We start from the raw sequence: 26,533 nt of genomic DNA, 5'->3' as shown, positions 1-26,533 counted from the left end.
ATTGCTTTCAGCGGCCGACAGACAGATCAGAGGTCGAAAGGGCAGGAAACGTCCTTAAGGCAAGAGACAAGAGATGCCACCTTCTTGGGGCACATGAGCAGGAAATTAAGGTGACCGACATGGAACAGATGAGTTTCCGATCCCGGTCGATGTTCAGGGATAACGAGCAGGACAGCGATAGCTTCATCGATCTGGACAAGCTCTGGACTGCCGTAATGCGCAGATTGGGCATCATCATCGCCTGCGTCGTCGCCGCGATGATCCTCGCAAGCATCTATCTCTTTGCCGCCCAGCCGACCTATACGGCGATGACCCAGATCCTCATCGACGAGAACCTCTCGCGGTTCGCTGAAGAGCAGGATGAGGTCCAGAGCGCGCAGCAGATCGACAACCGGATGTCGAGCGCGGTCGAAATCCTCAAGTCCAAGGCTCTCGCCCTTCGGGTCGTCGACGATGCGGAACTCTCCGACAACGACCTGATTGTCGACCCGCCGCGCTCTCCGCTCGATATCGTGAAGAGCACGATCAAGAATGTCGTATTCGCGCTGCGGCCTGCAGAACCGCCGGCATCGGAAGAGGCCATGCGCAGTGGCCGACGCGAGAAGGCGGCTGCGGTCCTTCAGCAGTCCCTGAACGTCAACAGGGTCGGCCGCAGCTCCGTCATCGCGCTTGCAGTCGTGTCTCCCGATCCGCAGCTGTCGGCAAGGATCGCGAAGACCTATGCGAACGCCTATATCGAAGAACAGCTGAATGCCAATTTCGACGCGAGCGAGAAGGCGTCGGTCTGGCTTCAGGAGCGGCTGAACGACCTGAACGCGCGCGCTCAGCAAGCGTCCCTGGCGGTCGAGCAATACAAGATCGAGCACGGACTGGTATCACCTCGCGGAGAGCTGCTGTCGACACAGCAGCTGGCTGACCTCAACAGCCAGCTCATCATCGCGCAGGCCGACGCTGCCACGGCATCGGCACGCTACGAGCAATACAGGGCGATCATTGATCAGGGACCCGAGGCTGCCGTCAACAATGCCGTCGTCTCCACCCGGGAAACCGACAATTCAATCCTGCAGGACCTCCGGAAGAGATATCTTGCAGCCAGCGAACGCCAGCAGGCGATCGTTCAGCAGTTCGGTGCCGACCATCAGCAGGCTGTCGCCTTGAACGCCGAGAAGGAGGATCTTGCCCAGCAGATTTATCGTGAGCTCGAGCAGCTGACGAGCAGCTTCCGCAACGAGTTCGAGGTCGCAAGCTCGCGGGAGAAGTCGCTGCGCCAAAGCATCGAACAGGTCTCTGGCACAAATTCCGAAGCCAACGTCTCCATGGTGCAGCTGGCAGAGCTCGAGCAGAAGGCGGCTGCGCTGAAGACGCTATATCAGTCCTATCTCACCCGTTTCGAGCGCGCCTCGCAGCTTCAGTCCTTCCCCATTGCGAAGGCCCGGGTCATCTCGGAGGCCGGTGTTCCCACCGCGCCATCGAGCCCAAAGAAGACGATGACGATGGTGCTTTCGATTGTCCTCGGCCTGATGGTGGGCGGTGGCCTCGCCGGCTTCCTCGAAATGCGCGAGCGATACTTCCGGACAGGCGAAGACGTGCAGTCCAAGCTCGGCCTGCGCTTCCTGGGGTACCTGCCGCACATCATGAGCAAGAAGCTGCCTTTGGAAGCACTTGCCGGAAACGAGCCGCAGCAGGCACTCGAGGGGGAGGCCATCGATTTCCGACAGATGATGCGCTACGCCGTGGACGCTCCGCGGTCGAGCTTCGCCGAGACGCTGAGGAACACGCGGCTGGCCTGCGACGTCGTCCTGCAGGGAAAGAAGCCGAGGGTCATCGGCGTCGTCTCCTGCCTGCCGGGCGAAGGTAAGTCGACGGTTGCGGCAAACTTCGCCGGCGTGCTGGCGGCAAGCGGCGTCAGGACCCTCGTCGTCGATGCCGACATGCGCAATCCGGGCCTCAGCAAGATGCTCTCCGCCGAGCCTCAGATCGGCCTGGTCGAAGTCGTATTGCAGGAGGCAGAATGGGCGCAGGCGGTTCGCGTCGATCGCCGGTCGAAGCTTGCCATTCTGCCGATCGCGAGCAATGCCAGGAAGCTGGCACACACCAGCGAGCTCCTGTCATCGCCCGGGATGGCACGCTTCCTGGACAGTGCGCGAGATACATTCGACGTCATCGTCATCGACCTTGCTCCTCTTGTGCCTGTCATCGATGCAAAAGCGCTGGAACCGCAGGTGGACGGCTTCATCTTCGTCACTCAATGGGGTGCGACGCCGGTAAAGACGGTGCAGAACGTGCTTTCCGCCGAGCCGCAAATTGCGTCCAAGCTGATCGGCACGGTGCTCAACAACACCGACATGTCCCAGCTTCACCGCTATGCGGAGCCGGGAACGCCGGAGCAGTTCCGCGAGAGGTACATATCATACTACGAAGCGTGATCGTGGATCTTGTGGGGAGCGCACTCAGCGAAGAGCGAAGCGCGCGACCCTGCCATCCCTGTTGATCCTGACGCAGGATAAGATGCCACTCTTGTAGGCACGGGTATCCACGTTGATCCGGCCCGACCCGACCTCTATTTGAAGGGACCGGCGTGTGGCCGTGCACGAGCAGGAAGTCAGTCGAAGCGGGCGCTTCACCTTCCTGGGGACGGAGCCAGAGTAAATCGTCTTCAGACTGCCGCTCCAGCGGTACTCCCTGCCGAAGCCCGCCGTGGACGAAGACGAAGTCCGGGACCGAGAGGAGCGACGGCGCGCTTTTTAGAAATTCTACATGGCCGGCAGTCATGCCGTCCTTTAAGCACAGTGCGCATCAGCTGTCGGCCGTAATCGCGTTGATGCCGTATGACATCAGCGTTTCCCGTCCGTCGAGCTGCAGCCAGGAATGGTTAGGCTCCGGTTCGGGCAGGTAGGAAAGCATCAGCTCCTCGTGTTCGCCGGCGAGGCATAAACGGGTGAAGCCCGCGGGCGGCGGCCGAAGCAGGTGGTCGAGGGCGTCACGGCTGCGAGGGCCCCGGCAGACATAGTCGCCCAGCAGGACGATCCACTTTCGCCCTGTAGGTGCGCGGCATTTTCCGCAATCTGCTCCTCCATCCGAACAAGCAGGTCGAAGCAGCCGTGAACGTCACCCACCGCATAAATCACCTCCGGACACCTGTCGAAGAAGAGACGTGGCCGCTGCAGAGGATTAGCGAGTCTTGCCCGGCCTCCCACTCGCTTCATCACTCCACCCATCATCGACACCGCACCAAAGGCAAGAACCTGTCGTTCTTCCCGATATAGCGCTCACGCACAACAACACCTAGCACCCTTGGGACGGAGCGGGTCGTTTGCACAACGCAGATCGGTTGGGGGCGATCATGCGTGCGGCGCTGTAAACGAACTGGTTTACGTTTCGTCCTTATCATGCTCGGTATGCGTGGTGCGAGCACCGTGGACCATACCGAGGATTGCAGCGATCATGGACCTGAACGAGAGCCTGGATACATTCGAACTGGCGCCGGTCGCCATGTGGATCGAAGATTTCAGCGGAGTGGCTGCCTTGTTTTCACGGTGGCGTGCCGAGGGCATCGAAGATCTGGCCACCTATCTCAGGCAGGATGTCGGCCGCGTGGCGATGTGCTCCCAACAAATCAAGGTTCTTCAGGTCAACAGAAAGACGCTGGAGCTGTTCGAAGCGCGCGATCTGGATCACCTCGTCGCAAACCTAGGGAGTGTCTTTCGCGACGAAATGCTGGAGAGCCACATCAACGAGCTTTGCGAGCTATGGCAGGGAAAGAGCCAGTTCTCAAGCAACGCCATCAATTACTCGCTCTCAGGGCGTCGGCTCGATATCCAGCTGCGCGGCATCGTCCTTCCCGGTCATAAACAGTCGCTGGACCGCATCCTTCTGACAACCGAGGACGTGACGGAGCGAGAAGAAGCGCGGCGCCAGGAGCGCATTGAGCGTCGCCATTCGCAGGCGATGTTCGACCATTCTCCCGTGTCCCTCTGGATGGAGGATTTCACAGGCATCAAGAAGCTCCTCGACGACGTGAGATGGCGCGGGATTGAGGACTTCCGCGTCTTCATGGATGTCCATCCTGAATTCGTTCGGCAGTGCATGAGCGAGATCCGCGTGATTGACGTCAACCAGGCGACGCTCGACCTCTTCGTGGCGGACAATCGACAGCAGCTCCTTTCGCAACTGGGCGACATCTTTCGGGACGGAATGGAGAAGCAGTTCCGCGAGCAGCTGATGGACCTATGGAACGGCGACCTGGTGCATCAGCGGGAAGTGCTGAATTACGCGCTGGACGGTTCGGAACGCCACGTACTTTTGCAGTTTCGCGTCTTCCCCGGCCACGAGAACGACTGGTCGCTTGTTCAGGTTGCGCTGACCGACATCACGGCGCGGAAGAAGGCGGAGGCCTATCTCGAATATCTGGGAAAGCACGACGTTCTAACCCGGCTTCACAATCGCGCCTTTTACATGGAGGAGCTCAACCGACTGGAGCGCAAGACCCTCCGCCCGGTGTCGGCGATTATCCTTGATCTTGACGGTCTTAAGGAGGCGAATGACCGGCTTGGTCACGATGCCGGTGATGCACTTCTTCGTCGAATGGGAGAGATCCTCAACGGCGCCGTTTCGCCACCCAATCGGGCGGCCCGCATCGGCGGAGACGAATTTGCTGTCCTCATGCCCGGTGCCGATCGTCAGGCGGTCGTGGCGACTGCAGAGGCAATCCTAGAACTGCTCAAGATCAACAACCAGTTCTATTCGGCGATGCCACTCAGCCTGTCGATGGGCTGGGCGACGAGCGAAGAGAGCGAGCCCATGCAGACGCTGCTCAAGCGCGCGGATACTGCAATGTACGAGCAGAAAAGGGCCCGTCGTGACCATAGAGCTTTTCAACAGGACGCCCAAAACCGCCGCACTCTTGAGGCGGTAACGGCAAGGGCCTGAGCTGAAGAGCATCCTCGGCGCATCGATCGGTGCAGGCGGCCCCAGTCAAACCTCTCGCTTTGCGCACACATCATGCATGACTAACGGCTGACACGGTCGGGCGGGCTCACCAATGAACTATGCAACTGCAACTATTCAAAGTGGGTTTAATGGGAGTGGTCGAACGCGTTTACAAGCGCCAGAGCGGCAAGCTCGTTCCGCTCCAGGCTTAAAACGTTTTCTAAAGGTTCGAGATGGTCACAAGCGGCAGCGGGAGGCTAAAGAAATCTCCTCGCTGGCCGCGCCTGGTGGCTGACACGGCTATACGTGGCTGTCACTGCGCGAGAAATTCTGGCGGGCCAACAGCAAAATGGTTCTGGCCGTAGAAGCCCACTTGGGCAGGACGCTTTGACACTACCCTTTCGATCGGCCGGCGGAGCTCCCTTCAATCGGCAGGAGCCATGCCAGCAGCCGTCTCAGCTGGAGCTTCGCCCACTCTATTGCAATGAAGAGCGAAGGTACGAAGAGCAGGGAGAGCAGCGTTGAAAGCAGCAGTCCACCAATCACGGCGATTGCCATCGGAGCTCTGAACTCTCCTCCTGTGCCAAACGCGAGCGCCGAGGGCACCATGCCAGCCGACATCGCGACCGTTGTCATGATGATCGGCCGGGCCCTCTTATGCCCCGCATCCTTGATGGCGGCAACGAGATCCACGCCATTGCGAGCCGCCTCAAGCGCAAATTCCACCAGCATGATTGCATTCTTCGTGACGATGCCCATCAGCATCAGGAAGCCGATGACGACGGGTAGCCCGATGCTGGAGCCGAAGAGATAGAGGGCGAAGATTGCACCACCGATGGCGAGTGGCAAAGAAAGGAGAATGGTGATGGGCGTGACGAAGCTGCCGAACAGAAGGACCAGGACAACATAGACGAGCAAGATGCCAGCCCCCATCGCAAAGCCGAAGCTGGAAAAGATCTCGTTCATCGTTTCCGCATCGCCCGCTGCCTGTATCGAGGTGCCTTCCGGCATCTGCAGCGCATCCGCTGCCTGCTGGACGGCGGCCATGGCGGGCCCCAGTGCGACACCCTCGGCAAGATCGGCTTCCACCGTCACCCGGTAGTTCCTGTCGTAGCGTTCGATCACGCTCGGCCCCGTCGAAAGCCGCACGTCAGCCACGGCAATGATGGGAACCTGTCGCCCGGACGAGGAGGGTACGCGGAGCCCCGCAAGCTGTGAAAGGTTGTTGCGCGCCTCCTCGTCAAGCAGAACGCGGATTGGCACCTGATCTTCGCCTGCATTGAAACGCGGCAGGTTGGCCTCGGCGTCTCCAGCAGTCGCCAGCCTGATCGTCTCGGCGAGGGAGGCGGTGCTGACTCCGAGCTCAGCGGCACGGTCCGGCCTCGGGATGATCTGGATTTCCGGCCGGGCCAGTGCAGCTTCCGTGGAGACTTTGCGCAGCTGCGGCAGGTCGTTCAGCCTGATGGCGAGCATACGGGCCGCTTCTGAGGCAGAGCTTTCTGTTTCTCCCAAAACGTTTACTGAGACGTCGCGCGCCCCGCTATCGGGCAGCACGAAGAGGCGCACATCCGCGACATCCGCCAGCCTTGCCTCCATTTCCGCATCGATCTCGTCGGCTGAGCGATCCCGCTCGCTGCGCTCACCGTAATTGACCTGCACCCTGAGCGCTGTCGGAGAAGAACCTTCAACGAATATTGACCGCACCTCGGGAATTTCCGTGAGGGCTGCGGTGACTTCCTGCGCCACGTCACGGGCGTCCTCCAGTTCGGAGCCAGGGGGCAATTCGACGGATACAGTAGTGCGTCCGGTGTCGCTTGGCGGCACGAATTCCGTTGGCAACAGCGTTGCGGAATAGAGAGAACCGCTAAAGACACCAAGTCCGGCAACCAGCGTGATCGCCTTGTGCCTGAGCGTCCAGTCAAGAGAACGCATGTAGAACCGCATGATGGCGCCGTCTTCCTCCTCCCCGGCGAAGCTTCGGCTCTTGAGGAAATATGCTGCAAACATCGGGGTGATCAGACGCGCGACGAGGAGCGAGAAGAGAACGGCGATTGCAACCGTCATGCCGAACTGCCGGAAGAAGGGACCGGCAATCCCACCCATGAAACCCACGGGCGCGAATACCGCGACGATGGTAAGGCTGATGGCGATGACCGTCGTGCCGATCTCGGTAGCGGCCTCTTCCGCGGCGTCATAGGCTGGCGTGCCCATGTGGATGTGCCGCACGATGTTTTCGATTTCTACGATCGCATCGTCGACGAGGACGCCGACGACCAATGTGATGGCAAGCAGGCTTAAAGTGTTGAGTGAAAAGCCGAGCAAGTCCATCACTGCGAATGTCGGGATGGCCGAAAGCGGCAGAGCAACAAGCGCCACCACCGTTGCCCGCCAATTGCGAAGAAAGAAGAAGACGACGATGATGGCTAGGAAAGCGCCTTCGTAAAGGGTGTCCATGGCCGTCTCGAAGTTTGCTTCGGTGTAGATCGTGGCATCATCCACCAGCGCAAAGTTGACGTCGGGGTAAAGCTCCGTGAGGTCCGCCAACTGCTCCTTCGCATTCTCGGCGGCACGAAGGTCGCTGGCCCCTGTCGCCCGGAAGACGCCGAAGGCGACGACCGATTGGCCGCCGAAAAGGGCGAAGCTCCGCGGATCCGGCGCGCTGTCTTCAATCGTGCCTAGCTGGTCCAGCCTGACGGTGCCGCCGGCGGACAGGCGAACCGGAAAAGCGGCCAAAGCCTCAAGACTGCCGGCGCCACCCAGCGTACGGATGGAATACTCCTGACCTGCGAGTTCCCCCCGGCCGCCGCCGAGATCCAGATTGCTCGCTCTTAACTGCGAATTGACCTCTGCGATGGTGAGGCCGAGCGCAAGAAGGCGTGACGGATCAAGCTCGACCGAAATCTCACGCTCTGCCCCTCCGATGCGAGTGACCCGCCCGACGCCGCCTGCAGCCTGCAGCGTCGGAGAAACCACGTCATCGATGAAGGAGGAGAGCGCTTCAATCGAGCGCGTCGGATCGGAGACGGCATAGGTGAGGATGGGAGCGCCGCTGAAATCCAGTCTCTGCACAACCGGTTCGGTGATGGAGTCAGGCATTTGCGAGCGGGCGGCTGTGACGGCATCTTCGACATCCCGCAAGGCACGGGCCGTGTCCGTGCCCACGGCAAACTCGACGGTGAAGCTCGCAACGCCGTCATCCGCGGTGGAGGTCAGGTGGCGAACTCCCGGCACGTCATTCATCTCCGCCTCTACAGGCTGCACCACCTGGCTCACCACCTCAGGCGGCGCGGCGCCTGGAAGACCGATCGTTGCCGTCACTACGGGCAGATCGACGTTCGGCATTTGCGTGACCGGCATTCGAAAGAAGCTGACGAAGCCGAGAATGCACAGCACGAGGAAGAGCGCGATCGGCGGTACCGGATTACGGATTGCCCAGGTCGAAAGGTTCATTCGACACCCGCTTCGTTCTGGCCCACGGCAACACCGGCGGAGGCCTCTTCCATGGGGCGCGGCCTTACTTCATCGCCGTCGTTGAAAAACGGGCCAGCACGCGCGATCACCACATCCCCCTCTGAGAGGCCGCCACGCACTTCGCGCCAGTCCTGCCAGACCAGGCCCGGCTCAACTGCACGGCGTTCCACCGTGCCGTCTTCGACCCGGAGGACGTAAGAGCCCCCCGCATCGGAAATGATGGCGGCTGCGGGGACGGCGATCGCCTGCCGGCGGTCCACGGTGATCCAGCCACCGGCAAACAGGCCAGGCCGCAGCCCATCCTGCTGGTTCAGGCTGATACGTAGCGTACCTAACCGGGTCTGTGGGTCGACCTCCGTGGCGATCAACCGCACTTCGCCCTCCACCGGTCCAAGCCCTGCAACATCGACGACCGCCGGGTCGCCGGCCTCAAGCAAAGCGAGATCGGTCTCTATCACCTCCGCACGTGCTTCTACCGTGCCTTGCTGGATGATCCGGAACAGCGGGTCGCCGCTCGCACTGGCGATAGCGCCCACCTGTGCGTTTCGTGCCGAAATGGTACCGGCAACCGGAGAGGTGATGGCGGCACTTCCCAGATTCTCCCGGGCCACATCAAGCCTCGCCTGCGCCTCCTCCAACTGGGCCTCGGCAACGGTCACGCCGCTCTGCGCAGACTGAAGTTCCGCCTGCGCCGTCAGTTCCGCAGCGACAGCCTCGTCCAGTGCCGCCTGCGTCCCGGTTCCCTGCTGCTGCAACTGGCGGGTCCGCTCAAGAGAACTCTGCGCCCGCGCGAGGCCCGCCTCTGCCGAACTCACCTGGCTCGTCGCCTGCTCGACGGCTGCGCGTGCACGTGCTTCCGCGGCTTCAGCCTGCGCCAGTTCAAGACGCAGCGTGCGGTCCTCGAGCCGTGCGATGACCTCCCCCGCCTCCACCTGATCGCCCGCTTCCGCCAGAAGCTCGGTCACTCGATAGCCGTTGATCCGCGGATAGACGAGAACTTCGTCCCGCGGCACGAGTGTCGCTGCGATCGGAACGCGCCGAAGGAGTTCCCGTGGCTGCGCCCGCGCCACGGTTACAACGGGCGGCGCGTCAGGTCGAACGGCATTGGCTTCCTGAGACAAGGTAGCACCGCAGAGGAGAAGGCCGGCGAGGAACACCGCAGGGCGAAAGCTTGCTTTCAGACAGCTCTGGCAGATTTCCCGCATCGTGTTCTCCAAGTGTCCGGGGTTTCTTCTGACACGGCTTGTGACAAAGTCGTCCCTGGCCAGACGCGAGATCGGGCCAATAGTTCCATCTCGGCAGCGGCCTCCGCTCATCTGACAGCACGAGAGCACGGCCATTAGGTGTTTGCGAGGGGGCGAAAAGATGATAACGGCAGTAGACTTAGTTAGGCGATGCCGCCGCAGTGAGGCACCGGTGGCCTGACGATAGGCTTTGAACGAACGGTAGAGGTAGTCCCTCGTAGTGACGTATCAGCACTCGATGACCTGCTGCACGGATGGCATTCGCCCCGTTGTACCGGAACGATGGCGGGGTCTGGAAGGCCTGATGAGCGTGTACTGGGACGCCGAGGGGCAAGCCGGTGCGCGTGGATACTACCTGTCGCCCGATCCTCGCTTCGTGATCTTCTTCAACGACGTGTCGTGTCAGATACGGATGTCCAATCGGGAGGATGTGTCCGGGCCGCACGGTCGGCCGATGACACGGGCAGTCTTCGTTCCCGCTGGCGTGCCTCTGTGGACGAAGTTCACCTCGGCGCACAGCTTCTCTCATCTGGATTTGCATCTGCACCAGGATCGGTTGTTGCGTTTTCTTTCTCCGACCGTCGGCGGTTCTGCCGCGCGCACCATCATTCGCCGGCCCGTGGAAATACAGGATCTTGGGGGGGCGGAGATACTCGCGGGCCTTCTCGTCAGGGAGGTGTCGATGCCGTCCCGGCACGGCGTCTATGCGGAGAACCTTGCCGGAAGCATCGCCACGGCGCTTCTGGATATTCCCGCAGAGAGCGCGGAAGCGGGCACAGGGCGGCTGACCCAGGCGCAGATCAACAAGCTCACCATGTGCCTCAACAGCCGTACCGACGGTCGTTTAAGTGTGGCCGAGATGGCCGAGATTGTCGGGTTGTCGGAGAGCTGGTTCACCAACGTCTTCAAGCAGACCACGGGAAAGACACCGCTGCAGTGGCAACTCGCAGCACGGGTCGAGCGCGCCAAGAACCTGTTGTCGCAGTCTGATCTGAGTGTCGCCGACATTGCGGCTCAACTCAGCTTTTCCGACCAGGCGCATCTGACCAAGGCCTTCCGCCAGGTGGCGGGGGAAACTCCCGCCGCCTGGCGCCGGCTGCACAGGACGCGTTAGATGTATAACTCACCCGCGTTACCTCCCGGGGTGAGTTATTGGAGTTACCAGGTCTGGCGCAGTGTGGCGTAAATGGCGCGGCCGGGGCTGTAGTAAACGCCCCCGCTGTCCTGGCTCGCTACGTGCTTTTCATCGAAAAGGTTGCTGGCGTTTAGCTGGAGCGTCGTGTTCTCCCTGATTTCATAGGTGAAGGACGCATCGAATACGACTGCACTTTCCGAGGAAATTGTGTTGGCGATGTCGGTGAAATAGGAGTCGGTGTAGCGCGCTCCGAGGCCAAAGGTCATGTCGCCGCGGACGCCGTTGCCAGGCAGCGTGTAGGTGCCCCAGATCGACGCGAGATGCTCGGGAACGCGCATGAGGCGGTTCCCATTGTTGGCTCCGCCAGGCTCATCGATCTTCGAGTCGATGTAGCTATAGGCCGCGATCAGTCCGATATTGTCCGTTATTTCTGCTCTGGCTTCGAGCTCGATGCCTCGATGTCGTACCTTCTCCACCGTGTCCGGCAGATAGGTGACACTGTCGAAGACCGTGATGTTGCCTTTGGTTAGATCATAGACAGACGCAGTGAACAGCGCGGGAAAGGCTTCCGGCTGGTACTTGATGCCCACCTCGTATTGCTTGCCCGTGGTGGGTTCACTTCCCACACCCGGCGGTGCAACGGATTCGGCATAGCTCGCATATGCCGCAAGCTCCTCAGTGATCTTGTAGCTCAGTCCGAAACGGCTGGTGAATTCGCTGTAGTCGCCAGCCGTCGTCACTCCGGTAAATAGGTTCGTTTCGCTCAGGTCCAGCCAGTCATTACGCAGCCCAAGGCTTGCGGTCAGCCTGTCGGAGAATGTCAGTTCCTGCTGAAGATAGATACCGTTTGTCGTCTGATCGGTGCGCGTGCCAGAGTTAGGGGCCGTGGATGGCGGGCCGCCTGCATAGACGGGATTTAGCCAATTGATGGGAGGAGCGACAGGGATATACAGGCCAAAGTTCTGCGAGTTGAAGTTGTTGTAGTCTATGCCTGCAAGTGTGCGGCTCTTCACCTCGTGGAACTGCGTCTCGTACATCAGGTTCGCGTCGACAACGAACTGCTCGCTCGACTTGTCGTTGCCGAAGTAATAGCGGTCGGAAATGCTGGAGCCATCGGTGCGGGTGTTGGAGAGATAGGCACTCCCGAACGTATCGCCGGACTTCATATATCGGGCATTGGAGCCGAAGCTCAGTCCGTTGCCGAAGTCATGATCAAACATCATGCTGTAGGTGTTGCGGTTCGTCGTGCGGAAGTAGTAGTCGGGCTCGCCGAAGAATCGATCCCTGTCGAAGTCTGTGCCGATCGGCTGTCCGCCGCTGCCCGGGACGCCGTCTGTGTTCAGATGGTCGAAGACGAAGGAGAGACTGGTCAAGTCGGTGGGGCGCCACGTCAGGCCACCCATGATGAATTTCTCATCGTTCTGAGAGTAATCGTATTCGGCGTCTGCGTCTTGAAACTTCCCGGTAAGGCGGTAGGAAAGCGTGTCATCTTCGGTGATGTTGTCGCCGAAGTCGAAGCCGGTCTCCTTGTGAGCGAAGGAGCCGACCGTACCGTAAACCTCGCCGAAACGTTCGCTCTTGGGCAGCTTTGTAACATAGTTGACGGAGCCGCCAGGCTCGGCTGCTCCGAAGCCCGCAGAACTCGCCCCCTTCAGGACTTCGATGCGCTCAAATGCGTAAGGCTCTTCCCGTGCCGCACCAAAGGTTCTGCCGATCGCGAGCCCGTCACGATATGTATAAGGCGTGAAGCCGCGGATATCGAAGTAGTCGTACCGATCGTCAGAACCGTAGAAATCCGTCACCACGCCCGCAGTGTACTGAACAGCCTGCTCGACGCTCTCTGCGCCGCGCTCCTTGAGTTCCTTCGACGTGATCACCGAAACAGAAGCCGGCGTCGTCAGGATCGGAGCGGGCATTTTCCCGGTACCCGTCGCCTGTGTGGCCACGATCGAGCGTGCATCATTGTCCGCGCCGTTCCCGCTGCCCTCGATGACGATCGTCTCGAGTTCAGTGCCGGAACCGACACTGCCGGCATCCTGCGCCATGGCGGAAGTGGCAGAGATTGCGGCAAGCGCCGTGCAACTGAGCAGCAACGCCTGCCAGCCCTTGGTGCCGATCCCCCGAAGATTGCGGCCTCGTCTCTCAATTGTCATGTTTGAACCCGGAACTGAACACTGTTGATGTAGGTCGGTGACCCGACCGGATGGTTGATTGGTCGCAGCCCTTGCCAATCAATCGCAGTCTCTTCCCCTAAAGCTCCTGCAACGGCTGAACGCTTGCGCCCCTGCCGCCAATTAACTTGAGCATCATTATCCAGTATTGTAAATTCCACCGCATTTGTAGGAATCTCCGGAAACTTCGCCGCATCGTATTGGGAAGGCGGTCCTGCGCTTGACGGAGCCGGATGAACCTGACACTTGAACTCAAGTTAGTTGAAGTTCTTAGAGAGGATGTCTCGCGATGTTGCGCTGCGTTCGCGCCTTTGCCTCGTTGGTCCTTGTGTGCCTCTGCCTTGTCCCTGAAAGCTGGGCTGGAAACGAGACTGGCTATCCGGTGACGATCAAGCACGCCTTCGGAACGACCATCATCACGAAGAAGCCACAGCGCGTGGCGACGGTGGCGTGGGCAAACCATGAAGTGCCGCTTGCACTCGGTATCGTTCCCGTCGGTTTTGCCGCCGCAAACTTCGGAGATGACGACGGAAACGGTCTGCTGCCCTGGGTCGAAGAGACGCTGACAGGACGGGGTGGCGAAGCGCCGGTGCTGTTCGACGAGGGCGATGGGATTGATTTCGAAGCCGTTGCGGCGACCAGGCCCGATGTCATTCTGGCTGCCTATTCGGGCCTCAGTCAAAGTGACTATGACACGCTGAGCCAGATTGCCCCGGTGGTCGCTTATCCGCAAAGCGCCTGGTCCACCGACTGGCGCGAAATGATCCGGCTCAACAGTGCAGGGCTCGGGATGGCGAAGGAAGGCGATGCCTTGATCGCTCGCATTGAGGCCGAGATTGCTGAGGTGGTCGCGGGCCATCCCGAACTGCATGGCAAGTCGGCAATGTTCGTGACCCATCTGGATCCCAGGGATCTCAGCATCGTCAACTTCTATACAACGCACGACGCGCGCGTGAGATTCTTCGAGGACCTCGGGCTGAAGTCGCCGAAAAGCGTCGTCGAGGCTTCGAAGGATGGCCGCTTCTCCGGCTCCATCAGCGCCGAACGCGTCGATGCCTTTGACGATGTCGACATCGTCGTCACCTATGGCGGTTCCGATCTGCATGATGCGATGGCGACCAACCCGCTGCTTTCGAGAATGCCGGCCGTTGCCAAGGATTCCGTCGTCCTCCTCGGGCGCAATCCGCTTGGGACCGCCGCCAATCCGACGCCGTTGTCGATCTCCTGGGTTCTGGAAGATTACGTTGCTCTGCTCGCGCAGGCCGTGAAGAAAGCCGAATGAAGCTGGCTCTCCGGCAGGGGCAGTTTCCCCGCGACCGAGCGGGCAGGTCGAACCGCAGCCGTCGTGCCTGGCTGGCTGCGGCCCTTGCGCTGCTTGCTGCGCTTTGTCTTCTCTCGGTGGCTGTAGGCACTCGCCAGGTGGGCTGGGTTGATATTGTATCGGCGCTAAGGGGACAGGTGGCAACTATCGAACAAGCCGCGGTGGCGGTCAGGATACCACGTACGCTGCTGGCGGTCCTGGCGGGCTCTGCACTTGGGCTTGCGGGCGCCGTCATGCAGGGTGTAACGCGCAATCCCCTGGCTGATCCCGGCATCCTCGGCGTCAATCTCGGCGCCTCGCTCGCCGTTGTAGTTGGCGTCGCCTGGTTCGGCGTCACATCCGCTGATGCCTACATCTGGACGGCGATCGTCGGAGCCGCACTGTCGGCCGTCTTCGTTTATGTCATAGGCTCGCTCGGCCGCGGCGGCGCAACGCCGCTCAAGCTGGCGCTGGCGGGGGTTGCAACCTCCGTTGCCTTTGCCTCCTTTGTCACTGCCGTCATACTTCCGCGGACGGACATCGCAGGTGGCATCCAGTCCTGGCGGGTAGGGGGTGTCGGAGGGGCGACATTCGATGCGACCCTGGAGGCTGCACCCTTCCTAGCCGCCGGACTATTGCTCAGCCTATCGTCGGCGCGCCGGTTGAATTCCCTTGCGCTGGGGGACGAAATGGCTGCTGGGCTCGGCGAGCGTGTTGCGCTTGCCCGCGCCACCGCCGCTCTTGGTGCCGTCCTCCTGTGCGGCGCCACGACCGCCGTATGCGGACCGATCGGCTTTGTCGGGCTTGTGGTCCCACATCTCTGCCGGCAGCTGGTCGGCGTGGACCATCGCTGGCTGCTGCCATTTTCCACCATCGGCGGAGCGTGCCTTCTTGTCGCCGCCGATGTTGTGGGACGCATTGCCGCACGGCCGAGCGAGCTGGAGGTGGGCGTTGTGACCGCCTTCATCGGGGCGCCCTTCTTCATCTGGATGGTTAGGCACCAGCGGAGTCGGCAGCTATGACCGCCACGACCGCATCCATGAGCTCGATGCTCGAAGGCCGCCGCAACAGGGCACGCCGCCGGCAGATGGTGATGACTATCCTGCTTGCGATGATCGCGGCACTTTTCCTGCTGACGCTGATGCTTGGTCAGAGTTTCACGCCTCCCGCAGAGCTCGCTCGGGTGCTTATTGGCGAGGACGTTCCTGGCGTCAGCTTTAGCGTTTGGCAGCTGCGCCTGCCGCGGGCCGTGCTCGGCATGCTCACCGGTTTGTGCTTCGGGTTCGGGGGAGCCGCATTCCAGGTGATGCTGCGCAACCCGCTCGCAAGCCCCGACATCATCGGTATCAATTTGGGCGCCAGCGCCGCAGCGGTCTTCGCGATCGTCGTGCTGCAATGGAATGGCCCTCTGGTTTCGGTTCTTGCCGTGCTGGCAGGCATTGCTGTGGCTCTCGCCATCTACGGCCTGTCCTTCCGCAACGGAGTTGCCGGTAGCCGCATCATCCTCGTTGGGATCGGCGTGGCTGCAATGCTGGAGAGCTTCATCGCCTATACTCTGACCCAAGCGCCGTCATGGAACCTACAGGAGGCGATCCGCTGGCTGTCGGGCAGCCTCAACAGCGCGCAGCTCAGTCAGGCGGTTCCGGTTCTGGTGGCACTCGTGGTGTTCGGCGGGCTGCTCCTCAGCCGCAGCCGTGACCTCGATACGCTCACCCTCGGCGACGACACGGCCGCAGGGCTGGGAACGGACGTCGCGCAAACACGAATTATCGTCATGGTGGCGGCCGTCGGACTGATCTCCGTCGCCACGGCGATTGTCGGCCCCGTTTCCTTCGCCGCCTTCCTGTCCGGCTCGATCGCCGCCCGTCTCTTGGCTGGCAACGGCTCGGTTCTAGTGCCCGCCGCACTTGTCGGCGCCGCACTGGTGCTCCTGAGCGATTACGTGGGTCAGTTTCTCCTGCCGAGCCGTTACCCCGTTGGCGTCGTCACAGGAGCGCTCGGTGCCCCCTATCTCATCTTTCTGATCGTCCGCCTCAACAGGACCGGAGGATCACTATGAGCGCCCGTTCTCTTAGGGTCAGCGGTTTGTCGGCCGGATATGGCGAGACGGAAATCCTCCGCGGCCTGGAATTGGCAGTGCCGCCCGGCCGCATCACCGTCATCGTCGGCGCGAATGCCTGCGGAAAATCCACCTTGCTGCGGACAATGTCCCGGCTGATTTCCCCGCATCAGGGACATGTGCTTCTCGACGGGAAGTCGATCCACCGGATGCCGTCCCGCCAGCTTGCCCAGACCATGGGCCTGCTCCCGCAGTCTCCGATCGCACCTGAAGGCATCACCGTCGCCGACCTCGTCAGCCGAGGCCGCCACCCCCACCAGAGACTGTTCTCCAGCTGGACGGCCAAGGACGATGAGGCCGTGGCGAGCGCGCTTGCCGCGACGAAGACGGCACAACTTGCTAACCGAACAATGGATGAGCTTTCCGGAGGACAGCGCCAACGCGTCTGGATTGCCATGGCGCTCGCGCAGCAGACCGAGATCCTCCTTCTCGATGAGCCGACTACTTTTCTCGACATCAGTCACCAGATCGAGGTTCTCGATCTGTTGGTCGATCTCAATCAGGTGCGATCGACCACCATCGTCATGGTGCTGCACGATCTTAATCTTGCCGCCCGTTATGCAGATCACCTCCTGGCTATGGCGAGTGGCCGCCTTCACATAGCCGGTTCTCCCGAAGATGTGCTGACGGAAGAGACGGTGCGGACAATCTTCGGCCTTCAAAGCCGCATCATCACCGATCCCATCTCAGGCCGTCCGATCATGCTGCCAATCGGCCGGCACCGGACGGAGGGAGACAATGCCTGACACCAAACTTTGGCGCCTCTCCGAGGCAGCATTGGCGAAGAGGAAATAGTCATGAACGCAGTAGCGGCCTTCAACCTTTCGGGTTTCGCCATTCCAACGAACGCAATCGGAATGCTCGACGAGTTGTGTGAGCACTTCGTCGAGCATTCCGAGGTCCGGCGGACCGAAAACACCGTACTTCTGAAAAGCGACATCGGAACCGCTGACATCCGGCTTGCCGAGAACCGTTTGATGATCGAGCTCTCCTGCCCGACCGAAGAGGCCCTTCATCTGACCCGCAACATGATCGCCGAGCACCTCTTCTACTTTGCCGGCGGGGAGCCCTTCGAACTGTCGTGGTCTGATCCGGCACCGGTTGCGCGCCTGCCCAACCTGCACGAGGTGACGGTCGTTTCGACGGAAGACGTTACGCCGCGCATGCGACGGGTGAAGGTCTCCTGCGCTGACGTTTCACCCTTCATCGGCGGTGACATGCATGTGCGTCTGCTTGTCCCGCCGAAGGGAAGGCTACCGGTGTGGCCGGGGCTGGGCGCCGACGGCCGCATCGCCTGGCCAACGGGAGAGGATGAGATTCTGGTTCGGGTCTACACGATCCGTCACGTTGACGCGGAGCGCCGCGAAATCTGGATCGACTTCCTGCAGCATCCGGCACCCGGCATCGCCACCCCAGGTGCCGATTTCGCCCGCGACGCTCAGCCCGGGGACAAGGTAGCCCTGATCGGCCCCGGCGGCGGAGATCTGCCGCAGGCTTCCAAGGTCTTCCTTGCTGGCGACGAAGCGGCACTTCCCGCCATCGCACGAATCGTCGCAGAAGCTTCCGAGGGAACCTCTATGACGGTCATCCTGGAGGTCGAGGATGAGGCGGAGGAACAGCCTTTGCCGACTCAGGGCTTACTCGACATGCGCTGGCTGCACCGGAAAGACTACGGGCATGGAAGCCGCGGGCAGCTTCGTGAGGCGATCGCTGAGGCAGTCAACTCGATCGACGAGGAAACTTACGTCTGGGTGGCTTGCGAAAAGGAAGATGTTCGTGCGATCCGTGCCATCCTGAAGGCACGCGGCCACGATCGCAAACGCATGTACGTCGCGTGGTACTGGGAACGCGACGTGGCTCCTCGCTGACGCCTAAGATCAGGCGCCGGCAAAGCCCGCTCTTCGAGCCCGACAGATCAGAAGATCAGCATCAGGAGCAGGATCACGACGATCAGGCCGATCAGGAAGATGGCGCCGATCGTGCCGCCTATGAATTTCAGCATGGGTCTCTCCTATTTCTTCACTGCTTGCCGGGTTTGACCGGCCACGAGAAGAGAAAGCGGAGAGGCCGCAGATGTTCCCGACTTCGCCCACGTCCACCAGGTGACGCAGAGAGACGGGGCGCGGGCGAGCGCTAGTTGCGCAGCACGGTACAGGCCCCACCGGCAGCCTTAATACGCGCGCAAAGCGCCTGCGCCTCCGCCCTTGTGTCCCGTCCTATTCGCGCTGCATAGCGGGTCCGGTAACCGAAATTGCCGCGGGTCTGGCGTACGATCATCGCCTGCTCGCCACGCAGAGCATCCGGAAGCCTGTCGAGGGCACGGTCGAACAGCCGGCGCGCAACATCCGGGTCAAGATGCGCCGCAAGTTGGACACCCCAAGGTGCCCAAGCCGCATCGGCAGAGAGCATCGTCGGTGTGAGCCGCCGGCGATCGGCTAGCGTCACGCAGTTCTCGAGGAAGGACTTGTTCTTCGCAAGCGGTGCAGCTGCCGTATCCGGCGGGTCGCGCACCCATTTCTCCACGGAATGTCCGGTGATGGCGAGCACATAGGCGCGTGTCTCGAGCGGCAGTGATTTGCCGGCGAGAAACCCGCTGAGCCGCGCCTCTCCGGCGTTATAGGCCGCTGCCGCGAGCCCATAGCCGCCGAACCGGTCGTTCAGTTCCCGAAGATAGGTGGCCGATGCCTCCAGAGCGGCAAGAACGTCGAAGCTGTCATCAAGGCCGCGCAGCTTCGCGGTCGCAGGCATGAACTGCGCGATGCCCTCGGCCCCTTTCGGACTGACCGCGCGCGGCCGGAAAAGGCTTTCGCGCCAGATCAGCCGTGCGAAGAAGTCTGCGGGCACCGCACGCGCCTTGGCAAAGTGCTCAATCCCGGTGCAGAGGTCGCGGTTAAAGCTCTCCTGTCGGATGCACAGCTCCTCTCCCGAATAGGGATCTTTCCAGGACGAGACGCAGTGCCGTGCTTGATCGTCGGACTTCTTCGGCTGGTCGGGAGCCTGCACCGCGCCCGCCTGCAGCGGCGCGAGAGACACAAAGAGGAATAGCAGGAGGCGCTTCATTGGCGGCGAGGCATCACGGTGGTTCGAGCCATCTTCGAAGACAAGCTAGCGCCTTGTGGCGAAAAGAGAAAGCCCGCCGATGGGTAGTGCAGGCTTTCGAGTTCATAACCAAGGTCTCTATGGCTAAACGGCGGCCCGAGTCAGCTCTCCGTTAGCAGTTCCTCGCAATAGCTCTGGCCCTTGGCGCCCTGTCGGTCGGCGGTGATGCGGATCTTGCGGATCACGTAGTCTTCGTCCACCGTGATCTGGGCCGCGCAGCTGACATTGGCCGTGCGGCCATTCTGCAGCTTGATGCGCTGGTAGCCGCCGCGCCAGTTGTAGAGCGTAGTCGAGCCTGCCGGGGTATCGCTCATCGGCGGGCTGTACCGGGCGAAAAAGGCGCCGGCGGACTGGCCGACCCAACGCGCTTCGATCGGGTTGGAGGGTGCACTGGTGGTGGTGCATGCGGACAGAAGGACGGCAAACGCGGCCGTCGATGCAATGGTGCGGAGGCTCATGTTCCTGAAACCCTGTTTGATGGCGCCCTCAGGCGTGTGCCGACCGCCTACCAGATTCCGACAAGCCATCGCAGATGCCTGAAGCTGTCCTCGCCGAAAAAGTTCAACCGCCGCTTTTTTGCCACGGAGCCCCCTTCGTCCGACCGTCATGAAGCCGTCAAACACTCTCGCAAATTTGCGACGGACCGCTTGCCGAACCCCACCGGCTGGTCTATAGAGGCGCCGCTGGTCACGGAGTGTAGCGCAGTCTGGTAGCGCACCACGTTCGGGACGTGGGGGTCGCAAGTTCGAATCTTGCCACTCCGACCAGCTGAAGATGCCCGCGGGAGCGGGATTTTTTGTTGCCGCAACGCGCGCACCCGACCCGTTTGCCTCACTCCATGCAATGTCTTCGCTTCGGCCGGAATGGTCGCAGAGCGCGCGGACGTCACGTCCGGATAAACAGTGCGCCCACCATGCCGAAGACTGCGATGGATTGCAGGATGAACATTGGCCAATCGGCTGACATGGGTTTCCTCCTGGTTTTTTTGTGTCTGCGTCGAAGTCGTTGGATGGGCAGTCGTTCCCTCACGCATCCGTGTCTCAGCCAAAAGGACGGGGGTTTCTCCGACTGCCGCGCTTTTCGGCGCGACGTGGGCCGACTGCAGACTTGCGCAGGGCTGCGGGATGCGCTTGTCTCTGCTTCGGAGCCGGCATCAGCGGTTTTCCGAACGGACGGTGACCACGATGAACAACGCCAAGTTCAATGTCTGGTACTGGATCCTGGCGATTTTCGGGGTGCTGATCATCCAGTACCTCTTCGCCTACAGCCAGCAGGTCACCGAAATTCCCTACAGCCAGTTTCAAACCTATCTGCGCGAGAACAAGATTGCGGAAGTGGCGGTTTCCGACAACTACGTGCAGGGGACGTTCAAGCAGGCGCTGCCGGGCGGCGAGACCGTGTTCGTCAGCACCCGTGTCGATCCTGCACTGGTGGACGAGCTGCAGCAAAGCGGCGCCGTCTATACCGGCCGCATCGAAAGCAACCTGCTCGGCAATATCCTGTCCTGGACCCTGCCGATCCTGCTCTTCTTCGGCATCTGGTACGTGATGATCCGGCGAATGGGTGCCGGTGTCGGAGGCGGTCTGATGCAGATCGGAAAGAGCCGCGCAAAGATCTATGTCGAGACAGATGTGAAGGTCAGCTTCGATGATGTGGCCGGGGTCGACGAGGCTGAGGATGAGCTAAAGGAGATCGTGGAATTCCTTCGTAACGCGACGGAATACGGAAGGCTCGGCGGCCGCATGCCCAAGGGAGTCTTGCTCGTGGGACCTCCGGGGACGGGCAAGACGCTGATTGCCCGGGCAGTGGCCGGCGAGGCAGGGGTACCCTTCTTCTCGATCTCCGGCTCAGAGTTCGTCGAAATGTTTGTGGGCGTCGGCGCCGCCCGTGTGCGCGACCTTTTCGAGCAAGCGCGTGCCAAGGCGCCGGCCATCATCTTCATCGACGAGCTGGACGCTTTGGGCCGGGCTCGCGGCGCCGGCCCGATGATGGGCGGCCATGATGAAAAGGAGCAGACCTTGAACCAGCTGCTCGTCGAGCTTGACGGTTTCGATCCGTCCCTTGGCGTCGTGCTGCTCGCGGCGACGAACCGGCCCGAAATCCTCGACCCGGCCTTGCTGCGTGCCGGCCGCTTCGACCGGCAGGTTCTGGTCGACCGTCCCGACAAGGGCGGCCGCATCCAGATCCTGAAGCTCCATATGGCCAAGGCCAAAATCGGCGCCGATGTGGATCCGGAGCAGGTGGCAGCGCTGACGCCCGGTTTCACCGGCGCCGATCTTGCAAACCTCGTGAACGAGGCCGCCCTTCTTGCGACCCGGCGCAAAGCCGAGGCGGTCACGATGAATGATTTCACCAATGCGGTGGAACGGATCGTGGCGGGTCTTGAGAAGCGCAACCGGCTCCTCAATCCGAAGGAGCGCCAGATCGTCGCTTATCACGAGATGGGGCATGCACTGGTCGCATTGTCGTTGCCGGGGGTGGATCCGGTCCACAAGGTCTCGATCACTCCTCGCGGCGTCGGGGCGCTCGGCTACACCATTCAGCGGCCGACGGAGGACCGCTTCCTGATGACGCGGGAAGAACTGGAGAACAAGATGGCGGTGCTCCTGGGCGGGCGGGCGGCGGAGCTCATTGTCTTCGCGCACCTGTCCACCGGTGCGGCAGACGATCTGGCGAAGGTTACCGACATTGCCCGTGCCATGGTCACCCGCTACGGCATGTCGGAGAAGATCGGCCATATTGCTCTGGAAACCGAGCAGCGCTCATACCTCGCGCCGGATCCGTTCTTCAGCGGCGCAAGGCAGCACGACTACGGCGAGCACACCGCCGATGCGATCGACGAGGAGGTGCGCCGCATCATTGATAGGGCCTTCGAACCGGCAGTGGACACTCTCACGCGTCGCCGCGACACGCTGGAGGCCTCCGCAACGAAACTGCTCGAAGTGGAAACGCTCGGTGCGGACGAATTGCAGCCGCTGGCAGTGGCCGAACCTGCCACTCCCTCGGTTGCACCTCTCCCAAGCTCTCAATAGACACTCTGCACCAGAGGTGCTCGGCAACACTGCGTCGCACTGGTCGACGACATCAGTGCGTGCTCTCCAGCACGTCGCGCTTGCGCAGATCCTCGATGGCCGAGACCGCTTCCTCTGCCGACCAGCCGGCGCGTACGGCTGCATCGATGATCCTGGCCTCGCATTCTAGGGCCAGACGGTTGTAGACCGGCTCGATCGCTTCCTGGATGGTCAGGATATGATCCTCGGGCTTGACGTGGATATGCGCCGACGCTGCCATGCTGCTCTCCATTTCGACGGGACATAGCCCGAATTCGGATGAATCGATTTTGTTCCCCGCTCTTTCACAGGAATGTCACATGATCCTGCGGATGCGGTCAGTTTCGGCCGGCATAGATCTGGTCGAAGATGCCGCCATTTGCGAAGTGTTGTGCCTGCGCCTTCGGCCACCCACCGAAGATCGGATCGTCGATCGTCAACAGCTTGACCTGTGGCAGGCGCTGCAGGAGCTTGGGCGCGACTGCCGCGGGATTGGCCGGGCGGAAGAAGTGCTTGGCGATGAGGTTTTGCGCCTCGTCCGAATAGAGATACTTAAGGTAGGCTTCCGCCGCATTGCGCGTTTTGCGCTTGTCGACATTTGCATCCACGACGGCCACCGGCGGCTCCGCCAGGACGGAAATCGGCGGCACCACGATGTCGAAGGCATCGTCACCGACCTCCTTGAGCGCGAGGTAGGCCTCATTCTCCCATGCCAGCAGCACATCTCCCATCTGGCGGTCTGTAAAGGTGGTGGTCGCGCCGCGTGCACCCGTATCCATCACGGCAACGTGGCGGAATAGATCGGCCATGTAATCCTTGATCTTTTGATGGTCGCCGGCGAAGGCATCGTTGGCCCAGGCCCAGGCGGCCAGATAGTTCCAGCGGGCGCCGCCGGAGGTCTTGGGGTTCGGCGTGATGATCTCGATCCCCTCCTTGATGAGGTCGCCCCAGTTGTTGATGTCCTTTGGATTACCCTTGCGGACGAGGAAGACGATCGTCGACGTATAGGGGGCGGAATTGTGCGGGAACTTGCCGCGCCAGTCGGCGCGATCTTGCCGCTGCGTTTGGCAATCGCGCCGATGTCGCTGCCGAGCGCCAAGGTGACGACATCGGCGTCCAGCCTTCGATGACAGCCCGGGCCTGCCGCCCGGAGCCGCCCTGCGATTGCTCGACCTGGATCGTTTCCCCCGTGTCCTTCTTCCAGTGATCGGCGAACAGCCGATTAAACTCCGCGTAGAATTCCCGGGTTGGATCATAGGAAACGTTGAGGAGAGTGGTCTCGGCGTTGGCCGGCGTGAAGAGGCCGAAGGTGAGGAAGAGACTGAGGGCGAGGGCGCCCAACCCATGACTGAACTTGAACATGCTGACTTTCCTCCGCTCTGACCCGGGTAAGTCTACCTGTTAGTGTTTAGCAATCGGCGGCCAAGCGGACGCAAAAGTCTTTCCCTTCCGCCTGCTGCGCCGACTTGATGTTATCGCTGCCGGGGGCGGTGGAAGAAGGAGCAGATTGCAGAAGCTGCAACTCGCAGCAACGATATTTCCGGTGTCCGGGCTGAAAACTTCCGCTTTAGGCGCTGAGACGTTCGCGCGATTTCGCTGTGTCGCCGAGGGCATCGGCGATGGTGGTGCTGAACAGGACGTCGCGGGTGGCGTCGGCGACGCGGGCAAAGACGTGCCGGATCTCGCAAAGCTGCTCGCCGTCGCAATCCTCGCATTTTCGGTAGGCGGTAACGGAAAGGCAGGGCAGGGGCGCGATCGGTCCGTCGATCAGGCGCAGGACGTCACCATAGGTGATGCTGTCGGCGGGCTTGAGCAGCAGATAGCCCCCTTGCTTGCCGCGGCGGCTGGCGACGATGCCGGCGCGCTTGAGGTCGAGCAGGATCTGCTCCAGGAACTTCTTCGGAATGCACTGCTGGGCCGCAATCTCTGAGATCATCATCGACGCGCCGCTTTCGGCCTGTGCCAGAGCCGTCAGCGCCCGCAGCGCATATCTCGCCTTTTGAGAAATCATCTTGCAAACCAAATATCTGCGCCGATTTTCGATCTTCGACGAGCGGCGGCGTCCTGGGCTTTGGCCATAACGGAAACGGCTCGGGATTTCAAACCTGGAACAGTCGATGCGCTCACATGTCAGCTTTTCTCCTTGGCGCAGGGTTTGGAGAGAGATTTGCTCATCCTGAGCGCCTCATGAAACCGCTGTTTCTGTCCGTCACCGGCTCGTGTCTCCATAATCGGGAAAAGAAAATGGAAGAACCCGATGACGATCCAAGAAGCCTCCGGCCGTCCTCTGGCCGATATCGCCGCTGGTCTTGATGCGCAGTTCGAACGGCTTGATCTTGCCGGGCGGCTGTCGCTCGCCGCCGAGCTGGGCCGAGCCGTCTTCACGACCAGCCTGGGCATAGAAGATCAGGTCATCACTGCCGCAATCGGCATCGCGCGGCTCGACGTCGAGATCGCGACGCTGGAAACCGGTCGCCTGTTTCCCGAGACGCTTGCGCTGATCGACGAGACCGAAGATCGCTTCGGCATCGACATCCGCCAATTCCGCCCCGAGCCGGCAGATGTGGATGCCTATGCGGCACAATATGGTCTCAACGGTTTCTACGAGAGCGTCGAGGCCAGACACGCCTGCTGCCACGTGCGCAAGGTCAAGCCGCTGGCCCAAGCGCTTGCAGGAGCGACAGTATGGGTAACCGGCCTGCGCCGCAGCCAGTCCGGCAACCGCGCAAGCACCCCGTTCGTCGAGTATGATCCTGACCGTGGCCTCATCAAGGTCAACCCGCTTGCCGACTGGTCGCTGGATCACATCAACGCCTATGTCGAGGAGCATGCGGTACCGACGAACCCGCTGCACAAGCGCGGCTACCCGTCGATCGGTTGTGAGCCCTGCACCCGCGCCATTAAGCCCGGCGAGCCGGAGCGCGCCGGCCGCTGGTGGTGGGAAAACGACGAGAAGCGGGAATGCGGCCTGCACGTGCCGGAGATTCCCGCACCTTCATTGACCTCCAGTTCCCTTTGAGCCCCGGCGAACAGCCGCAGTTCGCCCCGGAGAATGTTTGCATGTCCGATACTCTTCACGCAGCAGAACCCAAGCCTGCTTCGTCCAACAAGCCACCGCTCGATCCGCACCTGAAGGCGCTGGAAAACGAGGCAATCCACATCTTCCGCGAGGTGGCCGCCGAATTCGAACGGCCCGTGATGCTGTATTCGATCGGCAAGGACTCATCCGTCCTGCTGCATCTGGCACGCAAGGCTTTCCATCCCGGCCGCATCCCGTTCCCGCTGCTTCACATCGATACCGGGTGGAAATTCCCGGAAATGATCGCCTTTCGCGATGAGATGGCACGCCGCTTCGAGCTCGACCTGATTGTCCACACCAATCCGCGCGGTGCGGCCGAAGGCATCTCGCCGATCACCCACGGCTCCGCCTACCACACGGACGTGATGAAGACCGAAGCACTCCGCCAGGCGCTGGACGCCGGCAAGTATGACGCAGCCTTCGGGGGCGCGCGGCGCGACGAGGAAGCTTCGCGGGCCAAGGAGCGCATCTATTCCTTCCGCACCCCCGATCACAAATGGGATCCGCGCAACCAGCGCCCGGAGCTCTGGAACGTCTACAATGGCATGGTCCGGAAGGGCGAAAGCGTCCGCGCCTTTCCGCTGTCCAACTGGACCGAAGTCGACATCTGGCGCTACATCCAGGCCGAAAACATCCCGCTGCCGCCGCTCTACTACGCCAAGAAACGCAAGTACGTGGAGCGCGACGGCATGCTGATGTGGGCGGAGGATCCTCGCTTCGAGCCGCTTCCGGGTGAGCAGGTGCAGGAGGGCATGTTGCGCTTCCGCACGCTAGGCTGCTGGCCGCTCACCGGCGGCATCCGCTCCACGGCCACGACGCTGGAGGAAGTGATTGCCGAACTCGAGATTGCCACCGTCTCCGAACGCCAGGGACGCGCGATCGACCGCGACCAGTCCGGGTCGATGGAAAAGAAGAAACGCGAAGGATATTTCTGAG

19 protein-coding genes, 1 tRNA gene and 1 pseudogene are annotated in these 26,533 nt (G+C 61.5%); 12 read left to right on the top strand and 9 right to left on the bottom strand.

Going from position 1 to position 26,533, the window contains the following annotated elements; genetic code table 11:
- Positions 1 to 119 precede the first annotated feature (119 nt).
- Both MUU54_RS01095 and MUU54_RS01090 read left to right on the top strand, forming a co-directional pair.
- A complete protein-coding gene (locus MUU54_RS01095) occupies positions 120 to 2,426 on the top strand; it encodes a polysaccharide biosynthesis tyrosine autokinase (RefSeq protein ID WP_247242393.1) in 2,307 nt (768 codons plus the stop codon).
- A 1,018-nt stretch (positions 2,427 to 3,444) separates the two neighbouring features.
- Positions 3,445 to 4,929, top strand: a complete 1,485-nt coding sequence (locus MUU54_RS01090; RefSeq protein WP_247242167.1) for a sensor domain-containing diguanylate cyclase — start codon at positions 3,445 to 3,447, stop codon at positions 4,927 to 4,929.
- 393 nt (positions 4,930 to 5,322) lie between these two features.
- Here the strand turns inward: MUU54_RS01090 and MUU54_RS01085 are convergent, their stop codons facing one another.
- Both MUU54_RS01085 and MUU54_RS01080 read right to left on the bottom strand, forming a co-directional pair.
- Positions 5,323 to 8,379, bottom strand: coding sequence for an efflux RND transporter permease subunit (locus MUU54_RS01085; protein WP_247242166.1), 3,057 nt, complete (start codon positions 8,377 to 8,379; stop codon positions 5,323 to 5,325).
- A complete protein-coding gene (locus tag MUU54_RS01080) occupies positions 8,376 to 9,605 on the bottom strand; it encodes an efflux RND transporter periplasmic adaptor subunit (protein ID WP_247242165.1) in 1,230 nt (409 codons plus the stop codon). The genes MUU54_RS01085 and MUU54_RS01080 overlap by 4 nt, the downstream gene beginning before the upstream one ends.
- A gap of 259 nt (positions 9,606 to 9,864) precedes the next feature.
- Here MUU54_RS01080 and MUU54_RS01075 point away from each other — a divergent pair, with 259 nt between their 5' ends.
- Positions 9,865 to 10,758: a helix-turn-helix domain-containing protein gene (locus MUU54_RS01075; RefSeq protein WP_247242164.1), complete on the top strand. Its 894-nt coding sequence runs from the start codon at positions 9,865 to 9,867 to the stop codon at positions 10,756 to 10,758.
- A gap of 44 nt (positions 10,759 to 10,802) precedes the next feature.
- Here MUU54_RS01075 and MUU54_RS01070 read toward each other — a convergent pair whose 3' ends face one another.
- The gene (locus MUU54_RS01070) at positions 10,803 to 12,932 is read right to left on the bottom strand and encodes a TonB-dependent siderophore receptor (protein WP_247242163.1); all 2,130 of its coding nucleotides are present in this window, start codon (positions 12,930 to 12,932) and stop codon (positions 10,803 to 10,805) included.
- A gap of 307 nt (positions 12,933 to 13,239) precedes the next feature.
- Here MUU54_RS01070 and MUU54_RS01065 point away from each other — a divergent pair, with 307 nt between their 5' ends.
- Genes MUU54_RS01065 through MUU54_RS01045 form a run of 5 tightly spaced genes read left to right on the top strand, consistent with a single transcriptional unit; the run spans position 13,240 to position 18,237 of the window.
- Positions 13,240 to 14,232, top strand: a complete 993-nt coding sequence (locus MUU54_RS01065; protein ID WP_247242162.1) for an iron-siderophore ABC transporter substrate-binding protein — start codon at positions 13,240 to 13,242, stop codon at positions 14,230 to 14,232.
- Positions 14,229 to 15,272: a FecCD family ABC transporter permease gene (locus tag MUU54_RS01060; protein ID WP_247242161.1), complete on the top strand. Its 1,044-nt coding sequence runs from the start codon at positions 14,229 to 14,231 to the stop codon at positions 15,270 to 15,272. The genes MUU54_RS01065 and MUU54_RS01060 overlap by 4 nt, the downstream gene beginning before the upstream one ends.
- Positions 15,269 to 16,309 carry a FecCD family ABC transporter permease gene (locus tag MUU54_RS01055; protein ID WP_247242160.1) on the top strand — a complete coding sequence of 347 codons (1,041 nt, stop codon included), beginning with the start codon at positions 15,269 to 15,271 and terminating at the stop codon, positions 16,307 to 16,309. Before MUU54_RS01060 ends, MUU54_RS01055 begins: the two co-directional genes overlap by 4 nt.
- Entirely contained in the window at positions 16,306 to 17,115 is an 810-nt protein-coding gene (locus MUU54_RS01050) for an ABC transporter ATP-binding protein (RefSeq protein WP_247242159.1), read from the top strand. Before MUU54_RS01055 ends, MUU54_RS01050 begins: the two co-directional genes overlap by 4 nt.
- 51 nt (positions 17,116 to 17,166) lie before the next feature.
- A complete protein-coding gene (locus tag MUU54_RS01045) occupies positions 17,167 to 18,237 on the top strand; it encodes a DUF2218 domain-containing protein (protein WP_247242158.1) in 1,071 nt (356 codons plus the stop codon).
- A gap of 47 nt (positions 18,238 to 18,284) precedes the next feature.
- Here the strand turns inward: MUU54_RS01045 and MUU54_RS25180 are convergent, their stop codons facing one another.
- From MUU54_RS25180 to MUU54_RS01035, 3 genes are all read right to left on the bottom strand, one after another.
- On the bottom strand, positions 18,285 to 18,371 hold the full coding sequence (locus tag MUU54_RS25180) for a small membrane protein YohP (protein ID WP_446676981.1): 87 nt from the start codon (positions 18,369 to 18,371) through the stop codon (positions 18,285 to 18,287).
- 131 nt (positions 18,372 to 18,502) lie between these two features.
- Positions 18,503 to 19,429 (bottom strand): lytic transglycosylase domain-containing protein, encoded by a 927-nt coding sequence (locus MUU54_RS01040; RefSeq protein ID WP_247242157.1) that lies wholly within the window; start codon positions 19,427 to 19,429, stop codon positions 18,503 to 18,505.
- A gap of 140 nt (positions 19,430 to 19,569) precedes the next feature.
- The gene (locus MUU54_RS01035) at positions 19,570 to 19,926 is read right to left on the bottom strand and encodes a hypothetical protein (protein WP_247242156.1); all 357 of its coding nucleotides are present in this window, start codon (positions 19,924 to 19,926) and stop codon (positions 19,570 to 19,572) included.
- A gap of 232 nt (positions 19,927 to 20,158) precedes the next feature.
- On the opposite strand from MUU54_RS01035, the gene MUU54_RS01030 reads away from it, so the two are divergent.
- Positions 20,159 to 20,235 (top strand) — tRNA-Pro (locus MUU54_RS01030).
- 417 nt (positions 20,236 to 20,652) lie between these two features.
- Positions 20,653 to 22,500 carry an ATP-dependent zinc metalloprotease FtsH gene (ftsH, locus tag MUU54_RS01025; RefSeq protein ID WP_247242155.1) on the top strand — a complete coding sequence of 616 codons (1,848 nt, stop codon included), beginning with the start codon at positions 20,653 to 20,655 and terminating at the stop codon, positions 22,498 to 22,500.
- Between the two features lie 52 nt (positions 22,501 to 22,552).
- Here the strand turns inward: ftsH and MUU54_RS01020 are convergent, their stop codons facing one another.
- The 3 genes and pseudogenes from MUU54_RS01020 to MUU54_RS01010 form a co-directional block, all read right to left on the bottom strand.
- Complete coding sequence (locus MUU54_RS01020; protein ID WP_247242154.1) at positions 22,553 to 22,759, bottom strand: hypothetical protein; 207 nt, start codon at positions 22,757 to 22,759, stop codon at positions 22,553 to 22,555.
- Between the two features lie 97 nt (positions 22,760 to 22,856).
- Positions 22,857 to 23,880: pseudogene (locus MUU54_RS01015) on the bottom strand (sulfate ABC transporter substrate-binding protein).
- Between the two features lie 205 nt (positions 23,881 to 24,085).
- A complete protein-coding gene (locus MUU54_RS01010; RefSeq protein ID WP_247242153.1) occupies positions 24,086 to 24,529 on the bottom strand; it encodes an RrF2 family transcriptional regulator in 444 nt (147 codons plus the stop codon).
- 246 nt (positions 24,530 to 24,775) lie between these two features.
- Here MUU54_RS01010 and MUU54_RS01005 point away from each other — a divergent pair, with 246 nt between their 5' ends.
- Positions 24,776 to 25,537 (top strand): phosphoadenylyl-sulfate reductase, encoded by a 762-nt coding sequence (locus tag MUU54_RS01005; protein WP_247242152.1) that lies wholly within the window; start codon positions 24,776 to 24,778, stop codon positions 25,535 to 25,537.
- A 41-nt stretch (positions 25,538 to 25,578) separates the two neighbouring features.
- Complete coding sequence (gene cysD, locus MUU54_RS01000; RefSeq protein ID WP_247242151.1) at positions 25,579 to 26,532, top strand: sulfate adenylyltransferase subunit CysD; 954 nt, start codon at positions 25,579 to 25,581, stop codon at positions 26,530 to 26,532.
- Position 26,533: the final 1 nt, after the last annotated feature.

The organism is Pseudorhizobium tarimense (genome assembly GCF_022968135.1).
GTDB lineage: Bacteria > Pseudomonadota > Alphaproteobacteria > Rhizobiales > Rhizobiaceae > Neorhizobium > Neorhizobium tarimense.
This window is presented reverse-complemented; position numbering and strand designations above follow the sequence as displayed.

Coding starts and splice junctions, on each gene's coding strand:
- MUU54_RS01035 (WP_247242156.1), bottom strand. CDS start 19,926: ATGAGCCTCCGCACCATTGCATCGACGGCCGCGTTTGCCGTCCTTCTG.
- MUU54_RS01040 (WP_247242157.1), bottom strand. CDS start 19,429: ATGAAGCGCCTCCTGCTATTCCTCTTTGTGTCTCTCGCGCCGCTGCAG.
- MUU54_RS01005 (WP_247242152.1), top strand. CDS start 24,776: ATGACGATCCAAGAAGCCTCCGGCCGTCCTCTGGCCGATATCGCCGCT.
- MUU54_RS01055 (WP_247242160.1), top strand. CDS start 15,269: ATGACCGCCACGACCGCATCCATGAGCTCGATGCTCGAAGGCCGCCGC.
- MUU54_RS01045 (WP_247242158.1), top strand. CDS start 17,167: ATGAACGCAGTAGCGGCCTTCAACCTTTCGGGTTTCGCCATTCCAACG.
- MUU54_RS01085 (WP_247242166.1), bottom strand. CDS start 8,379: ATGAACCTTTCGACCTGGGCAATCCGTAATCCGGTACCGCCGATCGCG.
- MUU54_RS01020 (WP_247242154.1), bottom strand. CDS start 22,759: ATGGCAGCGTCGGCGCATATCCACGTCAAGCCCGAGGATCATATCCTG.
- MUU54_RS01090 (WP_247242167.1), top strand. CDS start 3,445: ATGGACCTGAACGAGAGCCTGGATACATTCGAACTGGCGCCGGTCGCC.
- MUU54_RS25180 (WP_446676981.1), bottom strand. CDS start 18,371: ATGCTGAAATTCATAGGCGGCACGATCGGCGCCATCTTCCTGATCGGC.
- MUU54_RS01010 (WP_247242153.1), bottom strand. CDS start 24,529: ATGATTTCTCAAAAGGCGAGATATGCGCTGCGGGCGCTGACGGCTCTG.
- MUU54_RS01080 (WP_247242165.1), bottom strand. CDS start 9,605: ATGCGGGAAATCTGCCAGAGCTGTCTGAAAGCAAGCTTTCGCCCTGCG.
- MUU54_RS01070 (WP_247242163.1), bottom strand. CDS start 12,932: ATGACAATTGAGAGACGAGGCCGCAATCTTCGGGGGATCGGCACCAAG.
- MUU54_RS01065 (WP_247242162.1), top strand. CDS start 13,240: ATGTTGCGCTGCGTTCGCGCCTTTGCCTCGTTGGTCCTTGTGTGCCTC.
- MUU54_RS01060 (WP_247242161.1), top strand. CDS start 14,229: ATGAAGCTGGCTCTCCGGCAGGGGCAGTTTCCCCGCGACCGAGCGGGC.
- ftsH (WP_247242155.1), top strand. CDS start 20,653: ATGAACAACGCCAAGTTCAATGTCTGGTACTGGATCCTGGCGATTTTC.
- MUU54_RS01050 (WP_247242159.1), top strand. CDS start 16,306: ATGAGCGCCCGTTCTCTTAGGGTCAGCGGTTTGTCGGCCGGATATGGC.
- cysD (WP_247242151.1), top strand. CDS start 25,579: ATGTCCGATACTCTTCACGCAGCAGAACCCAAGCCTGCTTCGTCCAAC.
- MUU54_RS01095 (WP_247242393.1), top strand. CDS start 120: ATGGAACAGATGAGTTTCCGATCCCGGTCGATGTTCAGGGATAACGAG.